The organism is Amycolatopsis australiensis (assembly GCF_900119165.1).
GTDB lineage: Bacteria > Actinomycetota > Actinomycetes > Mycobacteriales > Pseudonocardiaceae > Amycolatopsis > Amycolatopsis australiensis.
This window is the reverse complement of the sequence record NZ_FPJG01000006.1, coordinates 5,387,772-5,412,746: the sequence shown is the minus strand read 5'-3', so window position 1 is coordinate 5,412,746 and position 24,975 is coordinate 5,387,772. Positions and strand designations below refer to the sequence as shown.

Here is a 24,975-nt window from a genome sequence, read left to right as displayed (position 1 = left end):
TGGCCCCATGATGGCCCCATGGCGGGAGAAGCCGGGATGAGTGAGCACCGGGTCCGGTTCGCGGCGCTGTTCGACGCGGAGGTGCGCCGGCACAACGAGCGGTTCCGCGCCGCGGCCGCCGTGCGGCCGGGTGAGGACGTCCTCGACGTCGGCTGCGGTACCGGCGAGTCCACCCGGGAAGCCGCGGCGGCGGGCGCGACCGCGCTCGGGGTCGACGTCTCGGCGCAGGCGATCGCGCGTGCCCGTGAGCTGGGCGGGGCGGCCTTCGAGGTGGCCGACGCCCAGACCCACCCGTTCCCGGCCGCCGCGTTCGACGTGGTGCTGTCCCGGTTCGGGGCGATGTTCTTCGCCGATCCGGCGGCGGCGTTCGCCAACCTCGCCCGCGCGCTGCGGCCCGGCGGGCGGCTGGTGCTGCTGGTGTGGCAGGAACGGCACCGCAACGAGTGGTACTCGATCCTCCGCGACGCCATCGCGCCGGGCGCGGTCGCTCCCCCGCCCGGCCCGCACTTCTCGCTCGGCGACCCGGCCCGCACGCGGGCGCTGCTGGAGGGTGCCGGCTTGACCGGTGTGGAGTTCACCGGACTGCGCGACCCCGTCTGTTACGGACCCGACGCCGCGACGGCGTGCGAGTTCGCCCTCGGCCTCAAGGACGTGCAGCAGCTGCTCGCCCAGGGCGACGAGCAGTCCGTCAGCCGGCTCCGGGACGCCTTCGCCGCGCACGAAACCGCGGACGGGGTGCTGCTGGGTGCCCGGACGTGGATCGTGACCGCGCGGCTCAGCGCCGCTTGAGCAAGCGGCGCAGCTGCTGCCAGCGGCGCTCGGCACCCCAGGTGGCGACGCGCAGGAACGCCTCGCGGATGATCGAGCCGCTCATCTTGGACTCGCCGATCTCGCGCTCGGTGAAGGTGATCGGCACCTCGACGATCTCGAACCCGGCGTCGGCCGTGCGGACGGTCAGGTCGATCTGGAAGCAGTAGCCGTGCGAGTTGACCTCGTCCAGCGCCAGCTTCTCCAGCACCGGGCGCCGGTAGGCGCGGAACCCGGCGGTGATGTCGCGGGTGCGCATGCCCAGCGCGAGCTGCGAGTAGATGTTGGCGCCGCGGGAGAGGACCTGGCGGTTGAGCGGCCAGTTCACCACCGCACCGCCCGGCACGTACCGCGACCCGATGGCCAGGTCGGCGTCGCCGACCGCGTCGAGCAGCCGTGGCAGGTCCTCGGGCGCGTGCGAGCCGTCGGCGTCCATCTCGACGATCGTGTTGTACTCCCGGGCCAGGCCCCACCGGAACCCGGCGATGTAGGCGGCGCCGAGGCCGGCCTTCTCGGTCCGGTGCAGCACGTGGACGCGGTCGTTGGCCGCGGCGCGCTCGTCGGCGAGCTCACCGGTGCCGTCGGGGCTGCCGTCGTCCACCACGAGCACGTGCACGTCCGGGAGTACCTTGTGCAGGCGGTCCAGGATCGGGCCGAGGTTCTCCCGCTCGTTGTAGGTCGGGATCACCACCAGCACCGGCTCGATTTCCCGGGCCCCCCGCGGCGCCTGCGACATCCGTCTTCCTCCGATATCCGCGGCGTCTCAGTCCGCCGCTTCCCCTGCTGCCGTGCCGGCGCTGGCGCGCCGGGTGCGAAAACGGAGCACGAGCCCGCCGGCCACCCCGGCGATCGCCAGTGCCAGCAGCCCGTACTCCGTCCACGCACCGAGTCGATCCGACAGCGTAGTCTGCGTCCGCAGCGGCACGCGCCCGACCAGGGAGTCCGCCGTGAAAAGGCCCGTTGAGCTGGTCACCGTCCCGTCGGGGGCGACGATCGCGCTCACGCCGGAGACCGCCGACACGACGACGGCCCGGCCGTGCTCGACCGCTCGCAGCCGTGACATCGCCAGCTGCTGCACGCTCATCTCGCTGCGGCCGTACCAGGCGTTGTTGGTGGGCACGACCAGCAGCTCGGCGCCGTCGCGGACGGCGTCACGGCCCGGGTAGTCGAACGCCGCCTCGTAGCAGACGAACGTGCCGACCCGGGTTCCGGCGACGGCCATGGTCTGGTTCGCGCCGTCGCCCGGGACCATGTCGACGGTCTCGGCATCGAGGAACGGGGTGACCAGCTCGGCGACCTTGCGGGCCGGCACGTACTCGCCGAAGGGCACCAGCTGCTGCTTCGCGTACCGTTGCCCGGGCCCGGTCCGCGGGTCCCAGACGATCACGGAGTTCTGCAGGTGCCCGTCCGGCAGCTCGTAGAGCGCGCCGACCAGGGCCGGCACGCCGAAGCCGGCGACGAGCCCGTCGACCTGCGGGTCGGGGCCGGTGACGGTGGTGGCGCTCTCCGGCCACAGCACCAGGCCGGGCCGGGGCACCTTGCCGGTGCGGACGTCCTGCAGCAGCCGTTCGCTCTCGGCGATCGTGTTGCGGCGCAGCACGTCGCGTTCGCCCTGCAGCGCCAGCCCGATGTCCGGGGCGTTGCCCTGGACGGTGGCGACGGTCAGCTCGCCGTCCTGCGGGCCGGTGCCGATCGTGGGCCACAGCGCCAGCCCGGCGACGAGAGGCAGAACGGTCCCGGCCGCGGCGACGACGGCCGGGCGGGTGAGCTTGCGTGTCTCCCGCAGCCGGGCGGCGAGCGCGGCCAGGCCGAAGCCGGTGCCGACGACGGCGACCCCGACCAGCGGGGCGCCGCCGATGGAGGCGAGGGGCAGGAAGGCGCCTTCGGGCTGGCTGAACGCGACCCGGCCCCACGGGAAGCCGCCGAACGGGAACCACGCGCGCGGGGTCTCCAGCGCGACGAACACCAGCGCGCCCCACAGCGGGCCGAGGGGCAGGCGGGCGACGAGCGTGATGAGACCGCCGGCGAGGCCGTAGTAGAGCGCCAGTGCCAACGACAGGCCCAGCCACGGCCACGGCCCGAAGTCGGGGCCCAGGAAGTCCAGCAGCCACGTCAGCAGCGGCAGGAAGAACGCCAGCCCGAAGGCGAAGCCGTGGCCGAACGCGCCCCAGAAACGGCGGCGGCCACGCAGCACGAGGGCGAGCCCGGCGAACGCCAGCGGCGCCAGCCACCACAGCGGGCGCGGCGCGAAGCTCAGGTAGTACGCGAACCCCGACACCAGCGCCGCGGCCAGGCGCAGCAGCCAGGCCCGCGGGAACCGCCGGGGACGCGCGGGGTGGTGCGGGGTGCCCGGCTCGGGGTCCGCGACGGTGACTGCCACGGCTGAGACTCTAGGTGATGGCGTCGTGGAGGACCGCACCCGCGCGGACCGTGCGCAGGCAGCGCGGGAGGGTGGCGCCGGGTTCCAGGCGCGGCAGCGGCGGCACCCCGACGCGCGGGTCGGTCGACCAGCGCTGCACGCGGCTGTCCGGGGTCGCGACGACGAGGTCGGTGGCGTCCCAGATGGCGTAGTGGGCCGGCGCGCCCGGGACGAGGCTGCCGGTGACGCCGTCGTTGGCCCCGGCCGCGCGGTGCCCGGCCCGGGTGTGGGCGGTGAACGCCGCTCGCGGCGACAGGCCCGCGCCCGGTGTCCGGTGGTAGGCGGCGGCGCGGACGCTCGCCCACGGGTCCAGGGGCGTGACGGGGGCGTCGGAGCCGAAGGCGAGCAGGACGCCCTCGGCGGCGAGGGCGGCGAAGGGGTTGAGCCCGGCTGCGCGGCCGGCGCCGAGCCGTTCGGCGTACATGCCTTCCGGGCCGCCCCAGAGCGCGTCGAACAGCGGCTGCACGGAGGCGACGACGCCCCAGCCGGCCAGCTGCCGGGCCTGCTCGGCGGTGATCATCTCGACGTGCTCGAGGCGGTGTTGGCGGGCGGCCAGCGCGCGCCGGCCGACCTGTTTCTCGGCGAGGCGGAAGCCCTCCAGGACCTCGGCGACGGCGGCGTCGCCGATGACGTGGAAGCCGGCCTGCAGCCCGGCTTCGGTGCAGGCGGCCAGGTGCTCGCCGATGCGGTGCGCGTCGAGGTAGAGCGTGCCGGAGCCGGTGTGGTCGGCGTAGGGCTCGGTCAGCGCGGCGGTGTGGGAGCCGAGGGCGCCGTCGACGAACAGGTCGCCGGCCAGGCCGCGGGCGCCCAGTTCGCGGGCGGTGTCGACGGCGCCCGGTTCGCCCCAGTAGCCGACGACCTCGGGGGTGTCCGGGCCGGCGAGGGCGAGCAGGGCGGCGAGGTCGTCGCGGCCGGAGATGTCGGGGCCGGCGCATTCGTGGACGCTGACGATGCCGTGCGCGGCGGCTTCGGCGAGGAACGCCCGCTGGGCGCGTTCCCGCTGCCGCGGGGTGATCGCGGCGCGCACGGCCGCGCGGACGGCGTGGTGGGCGGCGCGGGTCAGCGGGCCGTCGGGCGACCAGCCGTCGGCCTCGCGGGCCGTGGGGGCCAGCTCGACGAGCGCGGTGGACACGAGCGCGGAGTGGACGTCGACGCGGCTGAGGTAGACGGGCGTGCCGGCGGCGGCGTCGTCGAGCTCGGCGCGGCTGGGCAGGCGCGGGTCGGTCCAGCCGCTCTCGTCCCAGCCGTGGGCGAGCAGGACCTGGCCCGGGGTGACGGCGGCGCGGACGCGGGCCAGCAGCTCGGCGCGGTCGCGGACGCCGGTGAGGTCGAGGCCGGTCAGGTGCAGGCCGGTGGCGGTGGCGTGGACGTGGGCGTCGACGAAGGCGGGAGCGACGAACGCGCCGTGCAGGTCGACGATTTCGGCGCCGGGGTGCAGGGCGCGGGCGGGGGCGTCCTGGCCGATCCAGACGACGGTGCCGCCGGTGACGGCCATCGCCGTGGCGTCCGGGCCGGCGGGGGTGTAGATGCGCCCGCCGAGCAGGAGCGTCGTGTGTTCGTGCGTCACGCCCCTGAGTCTGCCCCGCCTCCGCCGGGCTGCCGCCACCCGGGGGAAGCCACGCCGACACGCAGGAAGATTTACTCCGTCAGGACGATATGACAGGATATTTTAACGCGTTCCCGACGACTAGGAGTACAAGTGACTGCGATCCAGGAACCTGTGACGCCTGCCGCCGCTGTCGACCAGCCCTACGAGTACGCCCGCGCCGAGCTGGTCGAACCCGACTGGCGCCGGTTCCCGGGCTGGCACGACGTGACCGAAGCCGAGTGGCGTGACGCCCAGTGGCAGCGGGTGCACTGCGTCCGCAACGTCAAGCAGCTGCGCGCCCTCATGGGCGACCTGCTCGAGGAGCGCTTCTACGCGGACCTGCTCGCCGACCAGCGCGAGATGGCCACGATGTCGATGCTGCTGCCGCCGCAGATGCTCAACACGATGGCGCCGACCGCCGGCACGGACCCGGCCAAGGTGACCGAGGCGTTCTACGCCGACCCGATCCGCCGCTACATGCTGCCGGTCCGCAGCGACCGCGACGCGACGTGGCCGAGCCACCCGCACTCCGAGCGCGACTCGCTGCACGAGGCCGAGATGTGGGTCGTGGAGGGCCTGACCCACCGCTACCCCACCAAGGTGCTGGCCGAGATGATCTCGACCTGCCCGCAGTACTGCGGGCACTGCACCCGCATGGACCTGGTCGGCAACTCGACCGAGCAGGTCGAGAAGCACAAGCTCACGCTCAAGCCGGTCGACCGCCAGGACGCGATGATCGCCTACCTGAAGAAGACCCCGGGCGTGCGGGACGTGGTCGTCTCCGGCGGTGACGTCGCGAACGTGCCGTGGCCGCAGCTGGAGTCGTTCCTGATGCGGCTGATGGACATCGACACCGTCCGCGACATCCGCCTGGCGACCAAGGCACTGGCGGCGCTGCCGCAGCACTGGATCCAGCCGAAGGTGGTCGAAGGCCTGGAGCGGGTCGCCGTGACCGCCCAGCGCCGCGGCGTGAACCTGGCGATCCACACGCACGTCAACCACGCCCAGTCGGTGACGCCGCTGGTGGCGGAGGCGGCGCAGACGGCGCTGAACGTCGGGGTCCGCGACGTCCGCAACCAGGGCGTGCTGATGCGCGGGGTCAACGCGACACCGTCGGCGCTGCTGGACCTGTGCTTCGCGCTGCAGGGCGAGGCGAACATCCTCCCCTACTACTTCTACATGTGCGACATGATCCCGAACGCCGAGCACTGGCGGGTCGCGGTGTGGGAGGCCCAGGAGCTGCAGCACGCGATCATGGGCTACCTGCCCGGCTACGCGACCCCGCGCATCGTGTGCGACGTGCCGTACGTCGGGAAGCGGTGGGTGCACCAGCTGGCCGAATACGACCGCGAGCTGGGGATCTCGTACTGGACGAAGAACTACCGGACGGGCATCGAGCGCGACGACCCGGAAGCCTTGCAGCGGCGCTACCCGTACTACGACCCGATCTCGACCCTGCCGGAGGCCGGGCGCGCCTGGTGGGCGAACCGGACCAGCTGACGCCGGCCTCGAGCAAGGCCTACCGAGGGGGTCCCGCGGCTCCGCGGGGCTCCCTCGGCTGCTCGCCGGGCACGGTGAAGGTGCGTTCGAACCGCCAGAACGCCTGCGTCGGCGGCTCCGGGACCTTGACGCGGCGGGCCTGGCGGAACGGGTGCGTCACCGGCTCCGGATTCGACCGTCGCGAGGGCGCTTTCTGCTCCTGCGTCGGGACACCCGCGTAGCGCAGCCGCGGCCGCAGGTGCTCCTGCTTCATGATCACGCTGTGCGGGGCGACGTACGCGTGCTCGCCGATGTCGGCGCCGTACAACGGGACCGTGGCGTTGGCGAGGGTCGAGTGCGCGCCGACGTGCACGTGGTCGATCTTGAGCACGCGGTCCTCGAACGTGTGGGCCTGGAACATCGCGCTGACCGTCGCGCCGTCGCCGAAGTGCAGCATGTCCGGGTCGACGACCTGGGCGAACCCCTCCCCGAGCACGACACGCCTGCCGATGTCCATGCCCATGCGGCGCAGGTAGAGCGGCAGCATCAGGGTGCCTTCCAGCGCCGACAGGACGCCGCCGGCGATGACGCCCCAGGCCACGTACAGGAAGTCCCACCGGCTGCACCAGCAGGACCACAGCGGATGGACGCCCGGCTTGACCCGCCCGAGCAGCCCCCATTTCAGCCCGAGGACGATCAGGCACGGCAGGAGCGCCGTCAGCAGCGTCACGACCGCGGCGCCGGGGAAGACGAAAGCGGCTAGCGGCAGAACCCGTGCGGCATAGGCGATCATGGCGAACCAGGCGGTCAGCACGGCCAGCGGCACGACCGGCAGCGCGAAACGCAGCCATTCCCAGAACACGCGGGTGACGACCCGCGCGAACGACGGGTCGTGGGTGAGGCTGCGGTCGGTCTCCACGACTTCGCGGCGGGGCAGCAGCATCGGCGGGTGCCCGAACCAGGACGTGCCGGGCCGCATGACGCGGTCGTCGGCCACCGTGCAGACGCCGATCAGGATGTCCGGGGGCAGCCGCTGGCCGGCCGGGATGACGGCGTGGTTGCCGAGGAACGTGTCGTGGCCGAGGCTGACCGGCGCGAGCGTGACCGTGCCGTGCTGGACGCGGGGGCCGCCAAGGTAGATGCCGTCGGCGAAGAAGGTGTCCGGGCCGATGCCGACCAGTTCCGGGACGACGTCGATGATCGTGCTGATCTCGCAGCCGCGGCCCACCTTCATCCCGGCCCAGCGCAGCCACACCGGCCAGAACAGCCCGCCCGACAGCCAGTTCCCGGCCGTGGTGACCAACCCGGTCTTGAGCGCCACCCGGATGTAGCCCGGGCTCCACCGGCTGATGACGCCTTCGCGGACCCGGCCGAGGGCCCGCGCGGCGAGCGCTTCGCCCCACACCGAAACCAGCAGCGACACGCAGCTCGCCACGGCCAGCACGAGCATGAACTGCAGGTGCGCCCACGGTCGCGTGAGCGCGTCGAGGACCGCCGGGTACGTGACGTCGAAGGCCAGCACCAGCGCGATCATGACCAGCGAGAAGGGCAGGGCGAACAGCCACGCGAACACGGCACGGGCGGCGACGGTCGCGAGCCCGTGCGCCAACGGCGACAGCATGCTGCCGCCGACGACCGGGGCGGGCGCCCGGGGCGCCGGGCCCGCGTCGTGGGCCGGGACGCCGTCCCACCGCCGGCCGTCCGGAACGGCCGTGCCGGGCGGCAACGACGACCACGCGGCCAGCCAGGAACCGCGGCCGAGCCGGGTGTTGGGGGACATGCCCGCGCGGACGTCCACGGTGGCCCCGCCGGCGACGGTGATCCGGCCGATCGTGAGGTGTCCCTCGCTCAGCTGCACCAGGCCCAGCGAGGCGTCCTGGGCGATGGTGGCGTCGTCGCCGATGTCCAGCAGGTCCCAGCCGCCTTGGACCACGTCGACGCCGCGGTGGATGTGCACGCGCTTGCCGATCCGCGCGCCGAGCGAGCGCAGCGCCATGCACTGGAACTCGGTGCCGGCGATGGTGCCCCACGGCACGAGCCGCAGCAGGTGCCGCACGATCCACAGGCGCAGGTGGAACGTGCTCCAGACCGGGACCCGTGTCGGCTTGAACTGGCCGATGAGCAGCCGTTTCGCGCGTACTGCGCAGAACACGGCCACCGGCGTCCAGCCGAACCCGGCGACCAGCAGCGCGATCGGGAGCAGGACGATCAGCGGGACCAGGCCGATCCGCTCGGCCAGCCACGGCAGCGCGGCGAACACGGCGAAGTAGCCGATCGGCGCGGCGATCGCCAGTTCGGCGAACAGCCATGCGGCCTGCGCCACCGTGATGGCGACCGCGCTGCGGGCCGGCGCCGCGACCGCGTCGATCTCGTCGTGGGCCGCCGGGGCGGCCAGCCTCGCCAGGCCCGCCACGGTGCGGGCGCGGTAGACGTCCCGGACGGCGATGGCTTCGGTGAGCGGGTTGGCGCGGAGTTTCGAGATCAGCATCGCCGCTTGCAGGGAGCTGCCGCCGAGGTCGTCGAAGAAGTCGTCGTCGACGCCGATCTCGCCGGTCTCGAAGACTTCGCGGAGGGCGTCGGCGATGAACTTCTCGGTCTCGCTGCCGGTGGCGGTCTTGGCGGCGTGCCGCCGGGTGGTCGCGAGCACGGGCAGGTCGCTGCGGCGCAGCTTGCCGCCGGCGCTGCGCGGCAGCGTTTCGGCCGCCCCGAACACCGCCGGGATCATGTAGGCGGGCAGTGCCCTGCGCAGATGCTCCTTGAGCGCGGCCTGATCCGGCATGGCGCCGTCCGGCACCAGGTGCGCGGCGATCACCTGGCTCGTGCCTTCGCCCTGCACCCGGCACGCCGCCTCCCGCACGCCGGGGAAGCGGGCCAGGGACGCCTCGATCGCCTCCAGCTCGATCCGGTAGCCGCGCAGCTTGACCTGGGAGTCGATGCGGCCGTGGTAGAAGAGGGTGCCGTCCGGTCCGGCGTGCACGAGGTCGCCGGTGCGGTAGAGCCGGCCAAGGCGCGGGTGCTGCGGGAACTTCTCGGCGGTCAGCTCGGGTTTGCCGTGGTAGCCCAGCGCCAGGCCGGCGCCGCTCATGCACAGCTCGCCCGGCACGCCCGGCCTGACCGGCTCGAGCCGCTCGTCGAGCACCCAGGCCCGCATGCCCGGCACCGGCCGGCCGATGACGACCGGCTTTCCGGGTTCGACGTCCGCGCGCAGGCAGGTCACGGTGCATTCGGTCGGCCCGTAGCCGTTGACCATCCGGCGGCCCGGCGCCCACCGCTCGGCGACGTCGTCGGGCAGCGCCTCGCCGCCGACGTAGAGCAGGCGGAGTTCCGGCAGCTCCCGCCTCGGGTCTTCGCACGCGGTCGCGCGCAGCAGGGTCGGCGGCGGGCAGAGCACGGTGATCCGTTCGCGCCGCAGCCACGGCACCAGGTCGGGGCCGAGCCGGGCCGTCTCGTCGTCCATGACGACCACGGTGGCCCCGCACGCCCACGCCATCCAGGCTTCCTCGACCGAGGAGTCGTACGCGGGCGAGGAGCCCTGGGCCACGCGGTCCCCGGGGCCCAGGGCGAACTCGGCGACGTCCGAGCGGATCAGGTTGACCACGCCCGGGTGCCCGACCAGCACGCCTTTCGGCTTGCCGGTGGTGCCGGAGGTGTAGATGACGTAGGCCAGGCCCGGCGGTGCCGCGGGTGCGATGACCGGCTGCGCGGCGGGTGCAGCCGACCCGTCGACGCGCTGCACCGCGCCGGTGTACCCGGCGCGGGTGGCCCGTTCGTGCCCGGCCCGGTCGGTGATCAGCAGCGCGGGCGCGGCATCGGCGAGGATGTGCCCCAGCTGCTCGTCGGGGAACGACGGGTCGAGGCAGACGTACGCCGAGCCCGCCCGCAGCACCCCGAGCTGCGCGACGTAGAGGTCCTCGGTCGTGCGCGGCAGCAGGATCGCGACGATCCCCGGCCGCCGGACCGCGTGCTGGACGGCGCGCGCGACCGCCGCGGACCGGTGGTGCAGGTCGCGGTAGGTGACGGTGCGCCGCGGCCGTCGCCCGGACGGCGGGAGATCGACGGCGATCGCGGCCGGCCGGCGCCGGGCCGACTGCTCGAAGAAGTGGTGCAGCAGCGCCGGACCGGGATCCGGCTGGAGCGCCTCGCTCACCGCCACACCCCGGCGGGTTCGGGGAGCCGGCCGTCGAGCACGGCCAGCAGGTACGGCGAAAGCAGCGGGCGCAGAGCTTCGCGCCGCTCCCCCGGCAGGTACCGGAAGCCCTGGATGACGCCGTCGCAGCGGACGCTGCCGCACCGGCACGGGAACGCCTCGGCCATGTCGTACTCGGTGGTGGCGTAGTGGAAGGTGATCTCCGACCAGGCCGGGATCGGACGCAGGCTGAGCACCGCCCGGTCGCGGATCACCGCGGCCGGCTCGCAGGCGTGGTTCATGAACCGCCAGTAGTAGCGATCCAGCACCTCCTCCAGCGGGCACCCGGCGGGCAGGTCGACGTGCCGGTCGGCGTCGAGCTGGACGGTGTAGCGCGTCGGTGTCGTGGTCAGCTCGCCTTCGAGGCTGAACAGGACCGTGCGGGCCGGTACCGCCTGGTTGGTGACCAGGCGGTACTCGCCGTCGCTGCGGACGACGGCCGCGCGCCGCGCCTCGATGCTCTCGGTCATCCGTGACCTCCCGGGAAGTGGATCCGCTGCCCGGGGCACGCGGGTGGCTTCCGGGAAGTTCACGGCTCGCTCTCAGCATCCTCTCAACGACTCGCTGCTACCCGCCCGCGGCGCCCGGGCGTATCACGCGGTCGCCCGCGCGCTCTGAACGACATGCCCCGCGGAATCCCGGTCGTCGTCGGCGAGCAGCGCCGCGATCGCCGGCATGCGGCGGACCCTGGCCAGGCAGCGGGCCCGCGACGGCCCGATCGAGCCGATCGGCATGCCCAGCGTCGCGCTGATCTCCCGGTAGGACTTCGGCGGGTCGCAGAACAGCAGCGCGAGCAGCTCCCGGTCGCGGCGGGGCAGCCGGGCGCACGCGTGCCGGGCGGCGGCCCGGCGTTCGGCGCCCAGCAGCGTGGCGTCGAACGCGGGATCGGCCGGTTCGGCGAACAGGGCGCTGTCGGCCGGGATCTGGCGGGCGCGGTGGCGCAGCAGCCGCAGGCACTCGTGCCGCGTGGTGGTGCGCAGCCACCCGGGCAGCGCGTCCGGTTCGCGGATGTCCGGCAGGTTCGCCACCAGCCGCAGCCACACCGCACCGCTGACGTCTTCGGCGTCCGCGCCGCTGATCCGGAACTGACGGCAGACCGAACGGATCAGCGAAGAATAGCGGGCGACCAGGTCGCGCCACATCCATTCGGCGTTTTCCGGCAATGGTGTCCTCGAGTCGTCAGCCATGGCCCCTCCTCGCACTCGGCTGTTCCGGGGTTCACGATTTCGCCACGCCCTGCTCGCCGACCTTGCCGAGACCTTGCGGTGCGGGCAGCATCGATTGGTCCGGTTCGGACCGGTCGATCACGGGGAGTCCGCCGCATGGAGTTTCTGCTGCTCGGCGAGGTGCAGGTCCGCGTCGCGGCGCAGTCACTGGACGTCGGGACCCCGCGGAGGCAGGCCGTTCTGGCCGCGCTGGCGGTCGACGCGGGCCGTCCGGTTCCGATCGAAACGCTCATCGACCGCGTCTGGGGTGACGATCCACCCGATGAAGCGCGCAATGTGGTGTATTCCCACCTGAGCCGAATACGCCAGCTGCTGGCCCGCGTGTCCGAGCTGACCGGCACGCCGGCCGGCGTGTCCCGCAGAACCGCGGGATACGTGCTGGAAATCGAGCCGGATGTGGTCGACCTGCACCGGTTCACCCGGCTGGCCGACCGCGGAAACGACAGCCGGAACACCGATTCCGAGCGCGCCGCGGCACTGACCGAAGCGTTGCGCCAATGGCGGGGCCCGCCGCTGGCCGGCATCCCCGGCGACTGGGCCGAGCGGGTCCGGGCGACCTGGCGCGGGCGACGGCTCGACGCCGCCGTCCGGTGGGGCGAGCTCCAGCTGCGGCTCGGCCACCCGGACGCGGTCGTCGCCACGCTGCCCGAGCTGGCCGCGGAGTACCCGCTCGCGGAACCGCTCGAAGCGCTCCTCATGCGCGCGCTGCACGCCACCGGCCGCGACGCCGAGGCCCTCGACCGCTACACCGCCGTCCGGCACCGGCTCGCCGAGACCCTCGGCGCCGACCCCGGCCCCGAGCTGCGCGCCCTGCACGGCGCGATCCTGCGGGGCGAGCTGCCGGCCGGACCGCGTGACGCGCCGTCCGCCACGCCGGCCCAGCTGCCCCCGGACACGCCCGGGTTCGCGGGCCGCGAAAACGCCCTGCGCCGTCTCGGGGAGATCACCGCCGGGCCGTCGCCGGCCGCGCGGGTCATCGTGCTGTCCGGCACCGCCGGCGTCGGAAAGACCGCGCTGGCCCTGCACTGGGCGCACTCGGCCGCCGGCGAGTTCCCCGGCGGCCAGCTGTACGTGAACCTGCGGGGGTTCGACCCGGCCGGGACACCGGTGCCGCCGGCCGAAGCGGTCCGCGGGTTCCTCGAAGCCCTCGACGTCCCGGCCGAGCGGATCCCCACCGCGCCGGAGGCCCAGGTCGGCCTCTACCGGACGTTGCTGGCCAAGCGGCGCGTGCTGGTCGTGCTCGACAACGCCCGCGACGCCGAACAGGTGCGGCCGCTGCTGCCCGGCGCGCCCGGCAGCGTGGTCGTCGTGACCAGCCGCGATCAGCTCGCCGGCCTGGTCACCGCCGGCGCGCACCCCATCGCCGTCGACCTGCTCGACCCCGGTGAAGCCCGCGCGGTGCTGCGCCGCCGGATCGGCGCGGACCGGATCGCCGCCGAATCCGCGGCCGCCGACGAGATCATCCGGCTGTGTGCGCGCCTGCCGCTGGCCCTCGCCGTCGTGGCCGCCCGCGCCGCGATCCACCCGCGGTTCCCGCTGGCCGCGCTCGCCGGGCAGCTGCGTGACGCGCGTGGCCTCGACGAGTTCGCCGCCGCCGACCCCGCGACCGACCCGCGCGCGGTGTTCTCCTGGTCCTACCTGCGGCTGGAGCCCGCGGCCGCCCGGCTGTTCCGGCTGCTGGGCCTGCACCCCGGTCCCGACATCGGCAGCCGTGCGGCGGCGAGCCTGGCCGGGCTGCCCGCCGGCCGGGAGCGGCCGGTCCTGACCGAGCTCGCGCACGCGCACCTGATCGCCGAGCACGCCCCCGGCCGGTACACGCTGCACGACCTGCTGCGCGCCTACGCCGCCGAACTGGTGACCGAGCAGGAACCGCCGGCCGAGCGGGACGCGGCGCGGCACCGCATGCTCGGCCACTACGCCCACACCGCCTACCACGCCGACGGGTTCATCGACCCGCGCCTCGAGGTGCCGCCCACGCTCACCCCGCTGCCGGCCGGGGCCGAGCCGGAGCGGATCACCGACGCCCGCCAGGCGCTGGCCTGGTTCGAGGCCGAGCACCGCGTCCTGCTGCAGGCCGTCCACGCCGATCCCGCGTTCGACGCCCGGGCGTGGGAGCTGGCCTGGTCGCTGCGGCGGTATCTGACCATGCGCGGGCACTGGCACGACGAGAGCGACGTGCTCACCGCGGCACTGGCCGCCGCATGCCGCCTCGGCGACCGGCGCAAGCAGGCGTTCGCGCACCTGCACCTGGCCGGCACGCACGTCCGGTTCGGCAGGCACACCGACGCCCACGACGACCTCCGCGCCGCGCTGGCCCTGTACCGCGCGAGCGACGACGTCGTCGGCCAGGCCTACACCCACCGTCAGTTCGCCTGGCTGCTCGACCGGCAAGGAGCGATCGAGGACGCCCTCACCCACGCCGAGCGGGCGCTCGCGCTGTTCCGCGCGGCCGAGCACCAGGCCGGCGAGGCGACCGCGCTCAACGCCGTCGGCTGGTTCCACACCCTGCTCGGCGAACACGCGAAGGCCATCGAGTACTGCCGGCAGGCCCTCGACCTGCAGACGCTGCTGGGCGACCAGATGGGCGCCACCCAGAGCTGGCACAGCATCGGCTACGCCCACAGGCAGCTCGGCGACCACGCCCGGGCCATCGCCTGCTACGAGAAGGCGCTGGAGCTGGTGCACCGCACCGGCAACGTCGTGACCGAGGCGCGGGTGCTCATCGAGCTGGCGAACCTGCGCAGCGACCTCGGTGACCTCGACTCGGCCCGTGCCGGGTGGCAGCGGGCAGGCGACATCCTCGCGCACGTCGCGCACCCGGACGCCGACGAGGTCCGGACCAGGCTGGCGGAAGTACCCAGTGGATAGTCAAGAGTGGATCGTCGACCGAACGGGAGCAGTCCGATGTCCGAAGAGGAATCCCCCGCGTTCACCGGCTTCTGGCGGAACGTCCGGAACGCCACGAAGGAGCTGCCCGAGCCGCAGCGGGAACTGCTGTTCGCCTGCCTCTGGCTCGGCTGGCTCTCGACCGCAGAAGAGGCGAAGCTCGAGGGCGGGTTCGCCGAGTCGTTCACCCCGGAGCGGGACGACGTGCCGTTCACGGACGAGCAGGCGGAGCTGCTGATCGGCTACCACTCGGCCCACGAAGCCGTCCACATGCGCCCGCACCTGTTCCGCTTCATCAGGTAGCCGCTGCCGTGACCGTTTCCCCGGCCGTCGTGGTGTCCATGCCGTTCCTGGCGGCCGACGGGCCGTCCATCCAGCTGGGACTGCTCACGGCGATCGCGCGGCAGCACGGGCTCGCGGCGCGGGCACTGCACGCGAACCTCGACTTCGCGGCCCGGATCGGACCGGACTACTACCGGCTGCTGGCCGAGCACCGCGGCCGCCAGCTCGGCGACTGGCTGTTCTCCGTCGCGGCGTTCGGCGCGGCGGCGCCGGACCCGGACGGGAAGCTGACGGCCGTGCTCGGCGAGGAACTGTCGTATCTGGACAGCCCGGGACAGTCGGCCGCGGATCGGTTGCTGCTCACCCGCGAGCGTGACGTTCCGGCGTTCCTCGACGCGCTCGCCGACGAGCTGGCCGGCGTGCGCGTGGTCTGCTTCAGCTCGACGTTCCAGCAGAACACGGCGTCGTTCGCGCTCGCCCGCCTGCTCAAGCAACGCGATCCCGGCGTCGTCACCGTGTTCGGCGGCGCCAACTTCGACGGCGAGATGGGACTGGAGCTGGTCCGTTCGGTCGAGTGGGTCGACTTCGCCGTGCTCGGCGAGGGTGACGTCGCGTTCCCGCGCCTGCTGGACGCGCTGGTCTGCGGCGCCGACCCGGACGGGATCCCCGGCGTCGCCCGCCGCGTCGGGGACGAGGTCGTGGCGGTACCCGCCGAAGCACCCCACGACCGGCTCGACGACCTGCCGGTGCCCGACTACGACGAGTACTTCGAGCGGGCGGCGCGGCTGGGCCTGCCGACCGGGCACGTCGCGATCCCGTTCGAGTCGGCCCGCGGCTGCTGGTGGGGCGCCAAGCACCACTGCACGTTCTGCGGGCTCAACGGCACCACCATGCGCTTCCGCGCCAAGTCGCCGTCGCGGGTGCTCGCCGAGCTGGACCGGCAGGCCCGCCGCTACCGCAGTTTCCGGTTCGACGCCGTCGACAACATCCTCGACCCGGGCTACCTCGGGCGGCTGCTGCCGTCACTGGCCGGGCCCGGCCGGGACTACGAGATCTTCTACGAGGTCAAGGCGAACCTGAACCGCGCACAGCTGAAGCTGCTCGCCCAGGCGGGCGTCACCCGGCTGCAGCCGGGCCTGGAGTCGCTGAGCTCCGCGGTGCTGCGGCTGATGGACAAGGGTGTCCGCGCGGCGCAGAACGTCAACCTCCTGCGCTGGGCCCGCTACTACGGCATCGCGGTCGCCTGGAACATCCTCTGGGGCTTTCCCGGCGAGACCGCCGGGGAGTACGCCGCGCAGGCCGCCGTCGTCCCGCACCTGCACCACCTGCAGCCACCGGCCGGCGCGAACCGGCTGTGGCTGGAGCGGTTCAGCCCGCTGTTCACCCAGCCCGGCCGGTTCCCGCTGAAGTCCCGGCGGCCCGAGCCCAGCTACCGGTACGTCTACCCGGCCACCACGGACATCGGCCGGATCGCCTACTTCTTCGACTACGAACCCGAGCACGAGCTGCCGCCGGAGGTCTACACCCCGCTGCGGGACGCCGTCGCGGCGTGGTCGGCCGCCTGGCAGGCGGACCCGCTGCCGGCGCTGGTGTACCGCAGCGCGCCGGGGTTGCTGCGGATCCACGACGGCAGGCAGCCCGGCCGCCACGGTACCCACACGTTCCACGACGCACTGGCCGCGATCTACCTGGCCTGTGTGGACCGGCCCCGCACCGCCGTGGCCGTGCACCGCGAACTCGGTCTCCCCGTGCGGGTGTCCGCCGTCGAGGACGCCTTCCGGCGGTTCGCCGAGCGGGGGCTGATGTTCCTCGACGGCAACCTGGCGCTGTCGCTCGCGCTGCCCGCGACCCCCGGCCGGTGACCGGTATCAGCAGCGGTGTCCGTGCCTCTGTTGACCGGGCGGACGGAAAGGTGCGGCCATGGACCCTTCGGTCATCGTGCAGGCGGTCAGCGCTCCGGCGCGGCGGCGCGCCGGCCGGCCGCCGTGGGTGTTCACCTGGGACGTGATCAGGAAGGGCGATGCCACGATGCTGGCCGGCGCCACCTGGACGCTCCACCCGGACGGCACCGCGGCCTTCGACGGCACGGTGATCAGCCGTCGCGACGGCGACGCCTGGGTGATGCGGCACGTCGACCTGCTCGGTGCCGGCGGGGCGATCCTCGGCTCGCTCACCACCGAGCAGCCCGTGGCCGGGGACTGGCGCACGTTCGTGCGGGACATGCCGGCCGGCGCGCGGCGCTACCGGTTCCGGGCGCGGGCGCACTTCGACGCGGGCCTCTGCGGCCGCGTCGCGCACCTGAAGATGTACTCCAGCTGCTGACGGCGAGGGGCCGGTCCCGCCGAGACGGAACCGGCCCCTCGCCCGGATGGTCAGCCGCGTACGGCGTCGCGGGGCAGCTCGATCGGTGCGGGTGTGACCGCGAGGGCGTGTACCGCGACGCTCGCCGCCGGCGCCGTGGTCGCGGTCGGCAGCTCGTAGTGGTCGGCCGCGTCGAGGTCGACCTGGTAGCCGAGGTCGCCGAGCGAGGCGACGGTGACCCGGCTCAGCGGGTTCGGCGCGGGGTTGACGAAGCCGGTCATCAGCTCGTTGCCGAAGGTGCGCTCGCGCCAGTGCACGTCCCGGGTGCCCGGGCCGCCGGTGTTCTCCACCGGCACCCCCGTCGCGTCGGCGGGTCCGCCCAGCTTGCGGTACTCGGCCAGCGCCGCGGGCCCGGAGAACACCGGATCGGTGGTGCCCTTGCCGACCAGCAGCCCCTTGGGGGCCCAGAGCGAGCCGACGCCGAGGACGTGTCCCATCTCGTGGGTGATCACGTCCCCGATGATGCCCTGGGTCTCCATCTTGGCCAGGTCGGCCTTGTCGAACGTCATCTCGCCGCGGACGGGCAGCAGCGCCCACGGCTCGGGGCCCGCCGGCCGCACATGGGTGATGTGCGCCTGGCCGAGGATGTGGCCTTCGCCGTCGATGTCGGCGCCCTGGGCGAGGATCAGTACGTCGTCGATCGGCTCGCCGTCGAGCACGACGTCGGGCAGGTCGCCGACGATGACCTTCGCCCACCGGTCGGCCGCGGCGGCGAAGGCGTCCATCTGGGACGGGGTCAGGCCGCCGACGAACCGGACGGTGATGGTGAACGGCGAGGCGGTGTCCGCCAGCAGCAGCGCGCGCTCGGCGTTCGCGCGGGCGTGGTAGGTCTGGTGTTCCGGCATGGTCGTTCCTTCCGCTGTGGGAGCTCTGCCCGATCAGAGCCGCGAAAGGGCCGCCGGATACACCCGCTACCGCACGGGCAGGTACGCGGCCACGTCGGCGAGCGCGTCCAGGGTGGGTCCGTCGAAGTGGCCGGTGGCGGTGTCCGCCTCGGCGACGACCATGGCGTGGCCGTCCGGGCGGGACCGGTAGTGCAGCCCGCTCATCCGCACCCCGGCGATCCCGAGGACGGCGGCGATCTCCAGTGGCCGCACGTCGCCGCTGCCCTGCACCGCCTCGACCTTCTCGAAGTCGCGGGCCTGCTTCGCCGACCGGAACCCGACGCGCACGACCGAGACGACCGCGGCGTTGCCGTGGCCGTCCCCGACCGCCAGCAGCATGCGGTCCAGCGAGGTGCACGGCGTCCTGGCCAGGAAGTCGCGCACCTTGCCCGAGGCGGCCGCGACGCAGTCGCCTTCGCGTTCCAGCCGCCGGACCTCGCGCTTGAGCTCCTTGAGCTTCAGCCGGCTCCAGGCCTCCTTCGCCTTGCCGCGCTCGGCCGAGTCACGCGCCTGGGCGCGGCGGGTTTCGAGCGAGCGGCCCGGCAGCGCGTCGGCGACGTCGCCGGCGGTGTTCCCGGCCAGCGCCTCCGCCGCCGCACCAGCCGTCCCGGCCTCGCCTGCCGCACCCCCGAACACCCCGCCGCCCGCTCCTGCGGCGATCGCCAGGCCGGCCGCCGCCGCGGCGACGGCCCCCGTTCCCTTGGCGCCGATGTAGATGCGCTTGCCGTCCTTGGTGATCCACCGCCCCACCCGTTCATCATCGGGGCGATCCGGGCACCCGGGGACCGGCGGCGCGCAACTGACCGGTTTTTGTCAGCTCCCGTCAGCTGCGGAACGGACGGAAGAACTCGCGCAGCTCCTGGGCGTAGCTTTCCGGCTCCTCGAAGGCCGCGAAGTGGCCGCCGCGCGGTGGCTCGGTCACCCGGACCGTGTTGGCCGTGCGTTCCAGCCAGGCGCGCGGGGGCCGGACGACGTCGCCCTGGAACAGCGCGAACCCCGACGGCACTTCCACGCGGCGGGCCAGCTGGGCCGGCGGGATCGCGGCGTTGGCGCGGTACATCCGCATCGACGAGCCGATCGTCGCGGTCAGCCAGTAGATCGTGATGTTGGTGAGGATCTCGTCGCGGGTGAAGGGGAAGCCGTCGCTCCAGTCCCGCAGCTTCTCGACGATCCACGCGGCCAGCCCGGCGGGCGAGTCGGTCAGCCCGACCGCCGCGGTCTGCGGTTTCGTGCGGTGCATCGCCGCGTACGCACCCTCGGAGGCACCCCACGCGGCCACGGTCGCCATCCACTCGCGTTCCTCGGCGGTCAGCTCGGCGGGGTCGCCGGTGAAGATGGGCAGGCCGGCGTCGGTGCGGTGGACGGCGACCACCCGCTCGGGGTGGTCGAGCGCGAGGTAGCGGCTGACGTGGCTGCCCAGGTCCCCGCCGGCGGCGCCGAACCGCGGGTAGCCGAGCTGGTCCATCAGCCGCGCCCACAGGCCCGCGACGGCGACGGAGTCCAGCGGCGTCGCGGGCCGGGCGGAGTACCCGAAGCCGGGCAGGTCGGGAACGATGACGTCGAAGGCGTCGGCGGGGTCGCCGCCGTGCGCGCCGGGGTCGGTCAGCAGCGGGATCACCTTGGTGTACCGCCAGAAGGAGTCGGGCCAGCCGTGGCTGAGCACGAGCGGCAACGCGTTCCCGGCCGGCGCGGCGGCCCGGACGTGCGCGAAGTGGATGGCGTGCCCGTCCACGGTGAGGCGGAACCGCGGGATGGCGTTGAGCTCGGCTTCCCGGGCGGGCCAGTCGAACCCGTCGGCCCAGTAGGCGCAGAGTTCCCGCAGGTACCCGACGTCGGCACCGGCGGACCACCCGGCGTCCTCGGGAGCATCGGGCCAGCGCGTGGCCCGAATCCGCGCGCGAAGGTCGTCGAGGACGGCCGGATCGGTGTGCGAGACGAAGGGACGAGGCGTCATGATCCGACTCTACGAGCGCAGTAAATCGATTACCGCGGCGGACTTGGACTCGTCGAGGAACCGCAAGCCCATGAAGTTGTCGCCGGTGGTGAAGCCCGGCAGGGCCCAGATCGCCTCGTACGGCAGGCCCACGCGCCGGTAGTGGCGCAGGCTGTAGACGTTGCTGAACAGGCACTTCCCCGGTGGTGGGCGCCAGAGCCGGCGGGCGAAGGCCGGGTTGCGGAAGCCGTGGCCCACCTCCGCGGTGGCCTGGACGTGCTTGCGGCCGGTGAACAGCACGATGTCGCCCGTGGCCACCGTGTCCATGCGGCGGTCGTACTTGTCCTTGGCGCCCCAGAAGCGGGCGCGGCCGCCCGGGTGCAGGGCGCGCAGGCGGGCCAAGTCGGCCGGGTCGAGGAGGTCGGCGTACCCGGCGAACGCGACCGTCCGGTCCAGGGTCTCCGCGCCGTAGCGGCGAGCTTCCGGGGTGCCGTACGCGGGCTGGATGAAAACCTGGACCACGCTGCAGTACGGTACTCAGCCGCCGTGGGTGGCGTCGCTTTGGTAGTCGGTGTACGTGTACGGGTTGTCCAGGATCTTCGTCTCCGGCACGTCCGGGTTCATGCCCTGCCGCCACGCCTCTTCGCCCAGCCGGCCGCGCAGGTACCCGACCGTCTCCTCGACGCGGCGCCGGACCGCCGGCAGGTCCACGCCGACCAGGCGGCCGTCGCGCTTGACGACGCGGCCGTTCACCAGCACCGTGTCGACGTCGCCGCGCTGGGCCTGGAACGCCACGTGGCCGTACGGGTTCAGCAGCGGGAACGAGACCGGCGAGTGGTCGTTCTTGAGCAGCACCACGTCCGCCTTCTTGCCGACCTCGAGACTGCCGATGTCCGAGCGGCCCAACGCGGCGGCGCCGCCGCGGGTGGCCCACTCCACCACCTGCTCCGCCCGCAACGCCGCATGGGTCACCGTTTCGCCTTTCGCGTGGGCTTCCAGGTGCTCGCGGGAGCGGTCCGCGCCCAGGGTCGCGCGCATCGCCGTGAACAGGTCGCCGCTCCACCAGACCGACGTGTCCATCGACAGCGACACCGGGATGCCGTACTTGCGCAGCGCCCAGGTGGGCGGGTAGCCCTGGCCGGCGCTCTGTTCGCTTTCGGTCGAGACCGACACCGACCCGCCGGTCGCGGCGATCCGGTGGTAGGAGTCGGGCGAGAGTGACGCGCTGTGCACGTAGATCGTTTCGGGCGTCATGAAGCCGTGGTCGTGCATGAGGCGGATGCCGTCGTCGCCGGTGGCGCCCCACACGCCGGCGTGCGTGGTCACCGGCACGCCGAGTTCGCGGGCCACCTCGAACGCCGGCTTCTCGGGGAAGGCCGGGTCGCCGGCGACGTCGAAGGCGATCTGGAAGCCGAGCCGGTCGTCGCCGGTGATGCGGCGGGCGACGAAGTCGCGGAACTCCGGCGTGGCGGTCCAGTTCGCCGGCGAGTCCTGGATGTTGCCGTAGGCCAGCACGAACCGGCCGGGCACCGCCTCCAGCGCGTCGGCGGCGGCGTCGGCGTGCTCGGTGGTCTGCAGGCCGTGCGACCAGTCCACTGTGGTCGTGACGCCGGCTTCGAGCGCCTCCCACGCGCCGAGCAGGTTGCCCGCGTAGATGTCCTCGGGCCGGAACACCTTGCCCCATTCGAGGTAGTACCAGACGAAGTACTGCGTCAGCGTCCAGTCGGCGCCGTACCCGCGCATCGCGGTCTGCCACAGGTGGCGGTGGGTGTCGATCATGCCGGGCAGGACGATGCCGCCGGTCGCGTCGATCTCGGTCGTGCCCGGCGGGACGGCCAGCGCCGGCCCGATCGCGGTGATCCGGTCGCCTTCGACCAAGACGTCTGCGCCGGGCAGCACCCGGTGCGTGTCGTCGAGGGTCAGCACCGTGCCGCCGCGCAGGACGATCGAACCGGACATCACGGCCTCCGCTTGCGTACACTCGTCCGCCTGACGGACATCGGTGGGGTGCCGCCACTTTCGTCCGATGCCGCGCCGGTGTCAATCCCCGCCGCTACGCTGCGGTCAGACCCACTGCAGGAGGAGGCCGCGCATGCCACGCGAGGGAACGGGTCCCGACTTCATCGAAGCGCTGGCGCGCGGGCTCGAGGTGATCACGGCGTTCGGGCCGCGGCAGCGGGAGCTGACGCTGGCGGAGGTGGCCGCCGAGACCGGCCTGGCCCGTCCGACCGCCCGCCGGATCCTGCTCACGCTCGAGGAGCTGGGGTACGTCCGCAGCGACGGGCGCGGCTACGCCCTGACCCCGCGCGTGCTCGACCTCGGCGTCGCCTACGTCCGGTCGACGGGCCTGTGGGAGGTCGCCCGGCCGCACCTGGAACGCCTGGTCGCGCGCACGAACGAGTCGTGCTCGATCGCCCAGCTCGACGGCTCGGACATCGTCTACGTCGCCCGCGTCGCGGTGCCGAAGATCGTCGGGCTGAGCGTGCAGATCGGCACCCGCTTCCCGGCCCTGCCGACGTCGCTGGGCAAGGTCCAGCTGGCCGCGCTGGCGCCGGCGGAGCTGGAGACGGTGCTGGCCCAGCCGAGCCGGTCGGGGCTGGTGCCGCGCTGGCAGCCGGACCGGGCCGAGCGCGACGCCGAGCTGCGGGAGGTCCGCGCCCGCGGCTGGGCGCTCACCGACGAGCAGCTCGCGCTGGGCATCCGGTCGGTGGCCGCGCCGCTGCGCGACGGGTCCGGGCGGGTGATCGCCGGGGTCAACGTCAACTGCCACGCCGCCGAGACGCCGGTGGAGAAGCTGCTGGACCACCACCTGCCGCTGCTGCTGCAGACCGCCGGGGAGATCAGCGCCGACTTCGCCCGCCTGGACGCCGCCCCGCACGTCACGCTGCCCGCGGCGCCTTGACCGCCGCCGCCCGCGGGAGGACACTGCGGACAGACGTCCGTCAGACGGACAGAAGGTGAGGGTCCGGGTGGACGAGAGCGCAGCGGGCCCGCTGGCCGGGTTGCTGGTCGCGGACTTCTCCCGGGTGCTCGCGGGCCCGTACGCCACGATGCTGCTCGCCGACATGGGCGCCGACGTGGTCAAGGTCGAAGGGCCGCAGGGCGACGAGACGCGCACGTGGATGCCGCCGGTCCGCGGCGACGTCTCCACCTACTACCTCGGGGTCAACCGGGGGAAGCGGTCGATCGCGCTCGACCTGCGCGACGCGGCCGACGCCGCCGTCGCCCGCGAGCTGGCTTCGCGCGCGGACGTGGTGATCGAGAACTTCAAGCCCGGCGGCCTGGCCAAGTACGGATTGGACTACGACAGCATCCGCACGGCCAACCCGCGCGCGGTCTACGCCTCGATCAGCGGCTTCGGCTCCGGCGCGGGACGGCACGTGCCGGGCTACGACCTGATGGTGCAGGCGATCTCGGGCCTGATGAGCCTGACCGGCGACCCGGACGGCCCGCCGTACCGGGCCGGGATCTCGGTGTTCGACGTGATGGCGGGCAACCACGCGGTGATCGGCATCCTCGCCGCGCTGCGCCACCGCGACGCGACCGGTGCGGGGCAGCACGTCGAGGTCAACCTGCTGTCCTCGGCGCTGACCGGGCTGGTCAACCACAGTTCGGCCTACGCCGCCGGCGGGGTGGTGCCGTACCGGATGGGCAACGCGCACCCCAGCGTCTTCCCGTACGAGCCGCTGCCGACCGCGGACGCGGACCTGATCGTCGCCGCGGCCAACGACGGTCAGTTCCGCCGGTTGTGCGAGGTGCTGGACCTGCCGGAGGTCCCCGACGACCCGCGGTTCGCCCGCAACGCCGACCGCACGCGCCACCGCGAACAGCTGCGGCCGCTGCTGGTCGAGCGGCTGAAGACGCGTGGCGCCGTGGCGTGGTTCGACGCGCTGACCCAGGTCGGTGTCCCGTGTGGACCGATCAACACCATCGACGGCGGGTTCGCGATGGCCGAGCGGTTCGGGCTCGCCCCGATCGTCGAGGTCGGCGACGGCAACCGCGCCGTCCCGACGACCCGGCACCCGATCCGGTTCTCCGCGACCCCCGCCGGCTACCGGCTGCCGCCGCCGGAGCTGGACGAACACGGCGCCGAACTGCGCGCCTGGCTCACGGAGGACGGGCATGCCTGACCGGGTCTACGAAACCGCGCTCGGCGCGTCCACGAAGGACACGATCACCCTGCTCGGCCAGGACCTCGCCGAGGACGTCATGGGCACGGTCGGGTTCGGCGAGCTGGCGTTCTGGCTGGCCACCCAACGCCGGCCGGGCAAGGGCGAAACACGGGTCTTCGAGGCGGTGCTGGCCGCGCTGGCCGACCACGGCTTCACCCCGACCGCGATCGTGACCCGGCTGACCTACCTGTCCGCGCCCGACTCGGTGCAGGGCGCGCTCGCCGCGGGACTGCTCGGCGGCGGGTCGCGGTTCCTCGGCGTCACCGAGGACTGCGGCCGGTTCCTGCACGACGTCCTGACCGCGGGGGGCACCCAGCCCTCCGATGAGGACGGCTGGGACGCGCTGGCCCTGCGGACCGTGGAAGACCTGCGCCGGCAAGGGAAGTTCGTGCCGGGGCTCGGGCACCACGTGCACAAGGACGGCGACCCGCGCACCCGGCGGCTGTTCGCCATCGCCGCCGAAGAGCACCTGCGCGGCCCGCACCTGGAGCTGTTCGCCGCCATCGGCCGGGTGCACCCGCGTGTGCTCGGCAAGACGCTGCCGCTCAACGGCGCCGGGGTCTGCGGGGCGGCGCTGGCCGACCTGGGGCTGCCGCTGCCGCTGCTGCGCGGGTTCGCCCTGCTGGCCCGCGCCGCCGGGCTGATCGGCCAGCTCGCCGAGGAGCTGCGCCACCCGGTCGCCGACGCCATCTTCCGGTCGGTCGACCTGAACAACCGCTCGGTCGCCCCGGACCCGCACCGCTGAGAGGAAC

The 24,975-nt window shown here is 73.6% G+C and carries 20 protein-coding genes; 9 read left to right on the top strand and 11 right to left on the bottom strand.

All coding sequences use genetic code 11. The features are described 5' to 3' along the window. Positions 1 to 36 precede the first annotated feature (36 nt). A complete protein-coding gene (locus tag BT341_RS26655; protein WP_072482195.1) occupies positions 37 to 789 on the top strand; it encodes a class I SAM-dependent methyltransferase in 753 nt (250 codons plus the stop codon). On the opposite strand, the gene BT341_RS26650 is transcribed toward BT341_RS26655, so the two are convergent. From BT341_RS26650 to BT341_RS26640, 3 genes are read right to left on the bottom strand one after another with little or no spacing between them, the layout of a single operon-like run. After that, positions 776 to 1,543, bottom strand: a complete 768-nt coding sequence (locus tag BT341_RS26650) for a polyprenol monophosphomannose synthase (protein ID WP_072478880.1) — start codon at positions 1,541 to 1,543, stop codon at positions 776 to 778. The genes BT341_RS26655 and BT341_RS26650 overlap by 14 nt on opposite strands. 27 nt (positions 1,544 to 1,570) lie before the next feature. Further along, the gene (lnt, locus tag BT341_RS26645; protein ID WP_072478879.1) at positions 1,571 to 3,187 is read right to left on the bottom strand and encodes an apolipoprotein N-acyltransferase; all 1,617 of its coding nucleotides are present in this window, start codon (positions 3,185 to 3,187) and stop codon (positions 1,571 to 1,573) included. A gap of 10 nt (positions 3,188 to 3,197) precedes the next feature. Then, complete coding sequence (locus BT341_RS26640) at positions 3,198 to 4,793, bottom strand: amidohydrolase (protein ID WP_072478878.1); 1,596 nt, start codon at positions 4,791 to 4,793, stop codon at positions 3,198 to 3,200. A 132-nt stretch (positions 4,794 to 4,925) separates the two neighbouring features. Here BT341_RS26640 and BT341_RS26635 point away from each other — a divergent pair, with 132 nt between their 5' ends. Further along, positions 4,926 to 6,314, top strand: a complete 1,389-nt coding sequence (locus BT341_RS26635) for a KamA family radical SAM protein (protein ID WP_177328899.1) — start codon at positions 4,926 to 4,928, stop codon at positions 6,312 to 6,314. 19 nt (positions 6,315 to 6,333) lie between these two features. On the opposite strand, the gene BT341_RS26630 is transcribed toward BT341_RS26635, so the two are convergent. From BT341_RS26630 to BT341_RS26620, 3 genes are all read right to left on the bottom strand, one after another. After that, the gene (locus BT341_RS26630) at positions 6,334 to 10,440 is read right to left on the bottom strand and encodes a non-ribosomal peptide synthetase (protein WP_072482194.1); all 4,107 of its coding nucleotides are present in this window, start codon (positions 10,438 to 10,440) and stop codon (positions 6,334 to 6,336) included. Beyond that, positions 10,437 to 10,949, bottom strand: a complete 513-nt coding sequence (locus BT341_RS26625) for an SET domain-containing protein-lysine N-methyltransferase (RefSeq protein WP_072478876.1) — start codon at positions 10,947 to 10,949, stop codon at positions 10,437 to 10,439. Before BT341_RS26625 ends, BT341_RS26630 begins: the two co-directional genes overlap by 4 nt. A 123-nt stretch (positions 10,950 to 11,072) precedes the next feature. Continuing rightward, positions 11,073 to 11,666 (bottom strand): sigma-70 family RNA polymerase sigma factor, encoded by a 594-nt coding sequence (locus BT341_RS26620; RefSeq protein WP_084743003.1) that lies wholly within the window; start codon positions 11,664 to 11,666, stop codon positions 11,073 to 11,075. 135 nt (positions 11,667 to 11,801) lie between these two features. Here BT341_RS26620 and BT341_RS26615 point away from each other — a divergent pair, with 135 nt between their 5' ends. From BT341_RS26615 to BT341_RS26600, 4 genes are read left to right on the top strand one after another with little or no spacing between them, the layout of a single operon-like run. Beyond that, positions 11,802 to 14,573 (top strand): AfsR/SARP family transcriptional regulator, encoded by a 2,772-nt coding sequence (locus tag BT341_RS26615; protein WP_072478874.1) that lies wholly within the window; start codon positions 11,802 to 11,804, stop codon positions 14,571 to 14,573. Positions 14,574 to 14,609: 36 nt separating this feature from the next. Further along, complete coding sequence (locus BT341_RS26610) at positions 14,610 to 14,894, top strand: hypothetical protein (RefSeq protein WP_072478873.1); 285 nt, start codon at positions 14,610 to 14,612, stop codon at positions 14,892 to 14,894. 8 nt (positions 14,895 to 14,902) lie between these two features. Further along, positions 14,903 to 16,735 (top strand): RiPP maturation radical SAM C-methyltransferase, encoded by a 1,833-nt coding sequence (locus BT341_RS26605; protein WP_072478872.1) that lies wholly within the window; start codon positions 14,903 to 14,905, stop codon positions 16,733 to 16,735. A gap of 58 nt (positions 16,736 to 16,793) precedes the next feature. After that, on the top strand, positions 16,794 to 17,195 hold the full coding sequence (locus BT341_RS26600) for a DUF6294 family protein (RefSeq protein ID WP_072478871.1): 402 nt from the start codon (positions 16,794 to 16,796) through the stop codon (positions 17,193 to 17,195). Between the two features lie 50 nt (positions 17,196 to 17,245). On the opposite strand, the gene BT341_RS26595 is transcribed toward BT341_RS26600, so the two are convergent. From BT341_RS26595 to BT341_RS26575, 5 genes are all read right to left on the bottom strand, one after another. Then, on the bottom strand, positions 17,246 to 18,079 hold the full coding sequence (locus BT341_RS26595; protein WP_072478870.1) for a leishmanolysin-related zinc metalloendopeptidase: 834 nt from the start codon (positions 18,077 to 18,079) through the stop codon (positions 17,246 to 17,248). A gap of 66 nt (positions 18,080 to 18,145) precedes the next feature. After that, the gene (locus BT341_RS26590) at positions 18,146 to 18,868 is read right to left on the bottom strand and encodes a hypothetical protein (RefSeq protein WP_245805111.1); all 723 of its coding nucleotides are present in this window, start codon (positions 18,866 to 18,868) and stop codon (positions 18,146 to 18,148) included. Positions 18,869 to 18,941: 73 nt separating this feature from the next. Further along, a complete protein-coding gene (locus BT341_RS26585; RefSeq protein ID WP_072478869.1) occupies positions 18,942 to 20,072 on the bottom strand; it encodes an epoxide hydrolase family protein in 1,131 nt (376 codons plus the stop codon). Positions 20,073 to 20,081: 9 nt separating this feature from the next. Further along, positions 20,082 to 20,573 (bottom strand): hypothetical protein, encoded by a 492-nt coding sequence (locus BT341_RS26580; RefSeq protein WP_072478868.1) that lies wholly within the window; start codon positions 20,571 to 20,573, stop codon positions 20,082 to 20,084. A gap of 15 nt (positions 20,574 to 20,588) precedes the next feature. After that, on the bottom strand, positions 20,589 to 22,010 hold the full coding sequence (locus BT341_RS26575) for an amidohydrolase family protein (RefSeq protein WP_072478867.1): 1,422 nt from the start codon (positions 22,008 to 22,010) through the stop codon (positions 20,589 to 20,591). Positions 22,011 to 22,143: 133 nt separating this feature from the next. Between BT341_RS26575 and BT341_RS26570 the strand changes: the two genes are divergently transcribed. The 3 genes from BT341_RS26570 to BT341_RS26560 all read left to right on the top strand — a co-directional run bounded on the left by BT341_RS26570 (position 22,144) and on the right by BT341_RS26560 (position 24,968). Next, positions 22,144 to 22,953 carry an IclR family transcriptional regulator domain-containing protein gene (locus BT341_RS26570; protein WP_072478866.1) on the top strand — a complete coding sequence of 270 codons (810 nt, stop codon included), beginning with the start codon at positions 22,144 to 22,146 and terminating at the stop codon, positions 22,951 to 22,953. Positions 22,954 to 23,020: 67 nt separating this feature from the next. Then, a complete protein-coding gene (locus BT341_RS26565; protein WP_072478865.1) occupies positions 23,021 to 24,181 on the top strand; it encodes a CaiB/BaiF CoA transferase family protein in 1,161 nt (386 codons plus the stop codon). Beyond that, a complete protein-coding gene (locus BT341_RS26560) occupies positions 24,174 to 24,968 on the top strand; it encodes a citryl-CoA lyase (protein WP_072478864.1) in 795 nt (264 codons plus the stop codon). Before BT341_RS26565 ends, BT341_RS26560 begins: the two co-directional genes overlap by 8 nt. Positions 24,969 to 24,975: the final 7 nt, after the last annotated feature.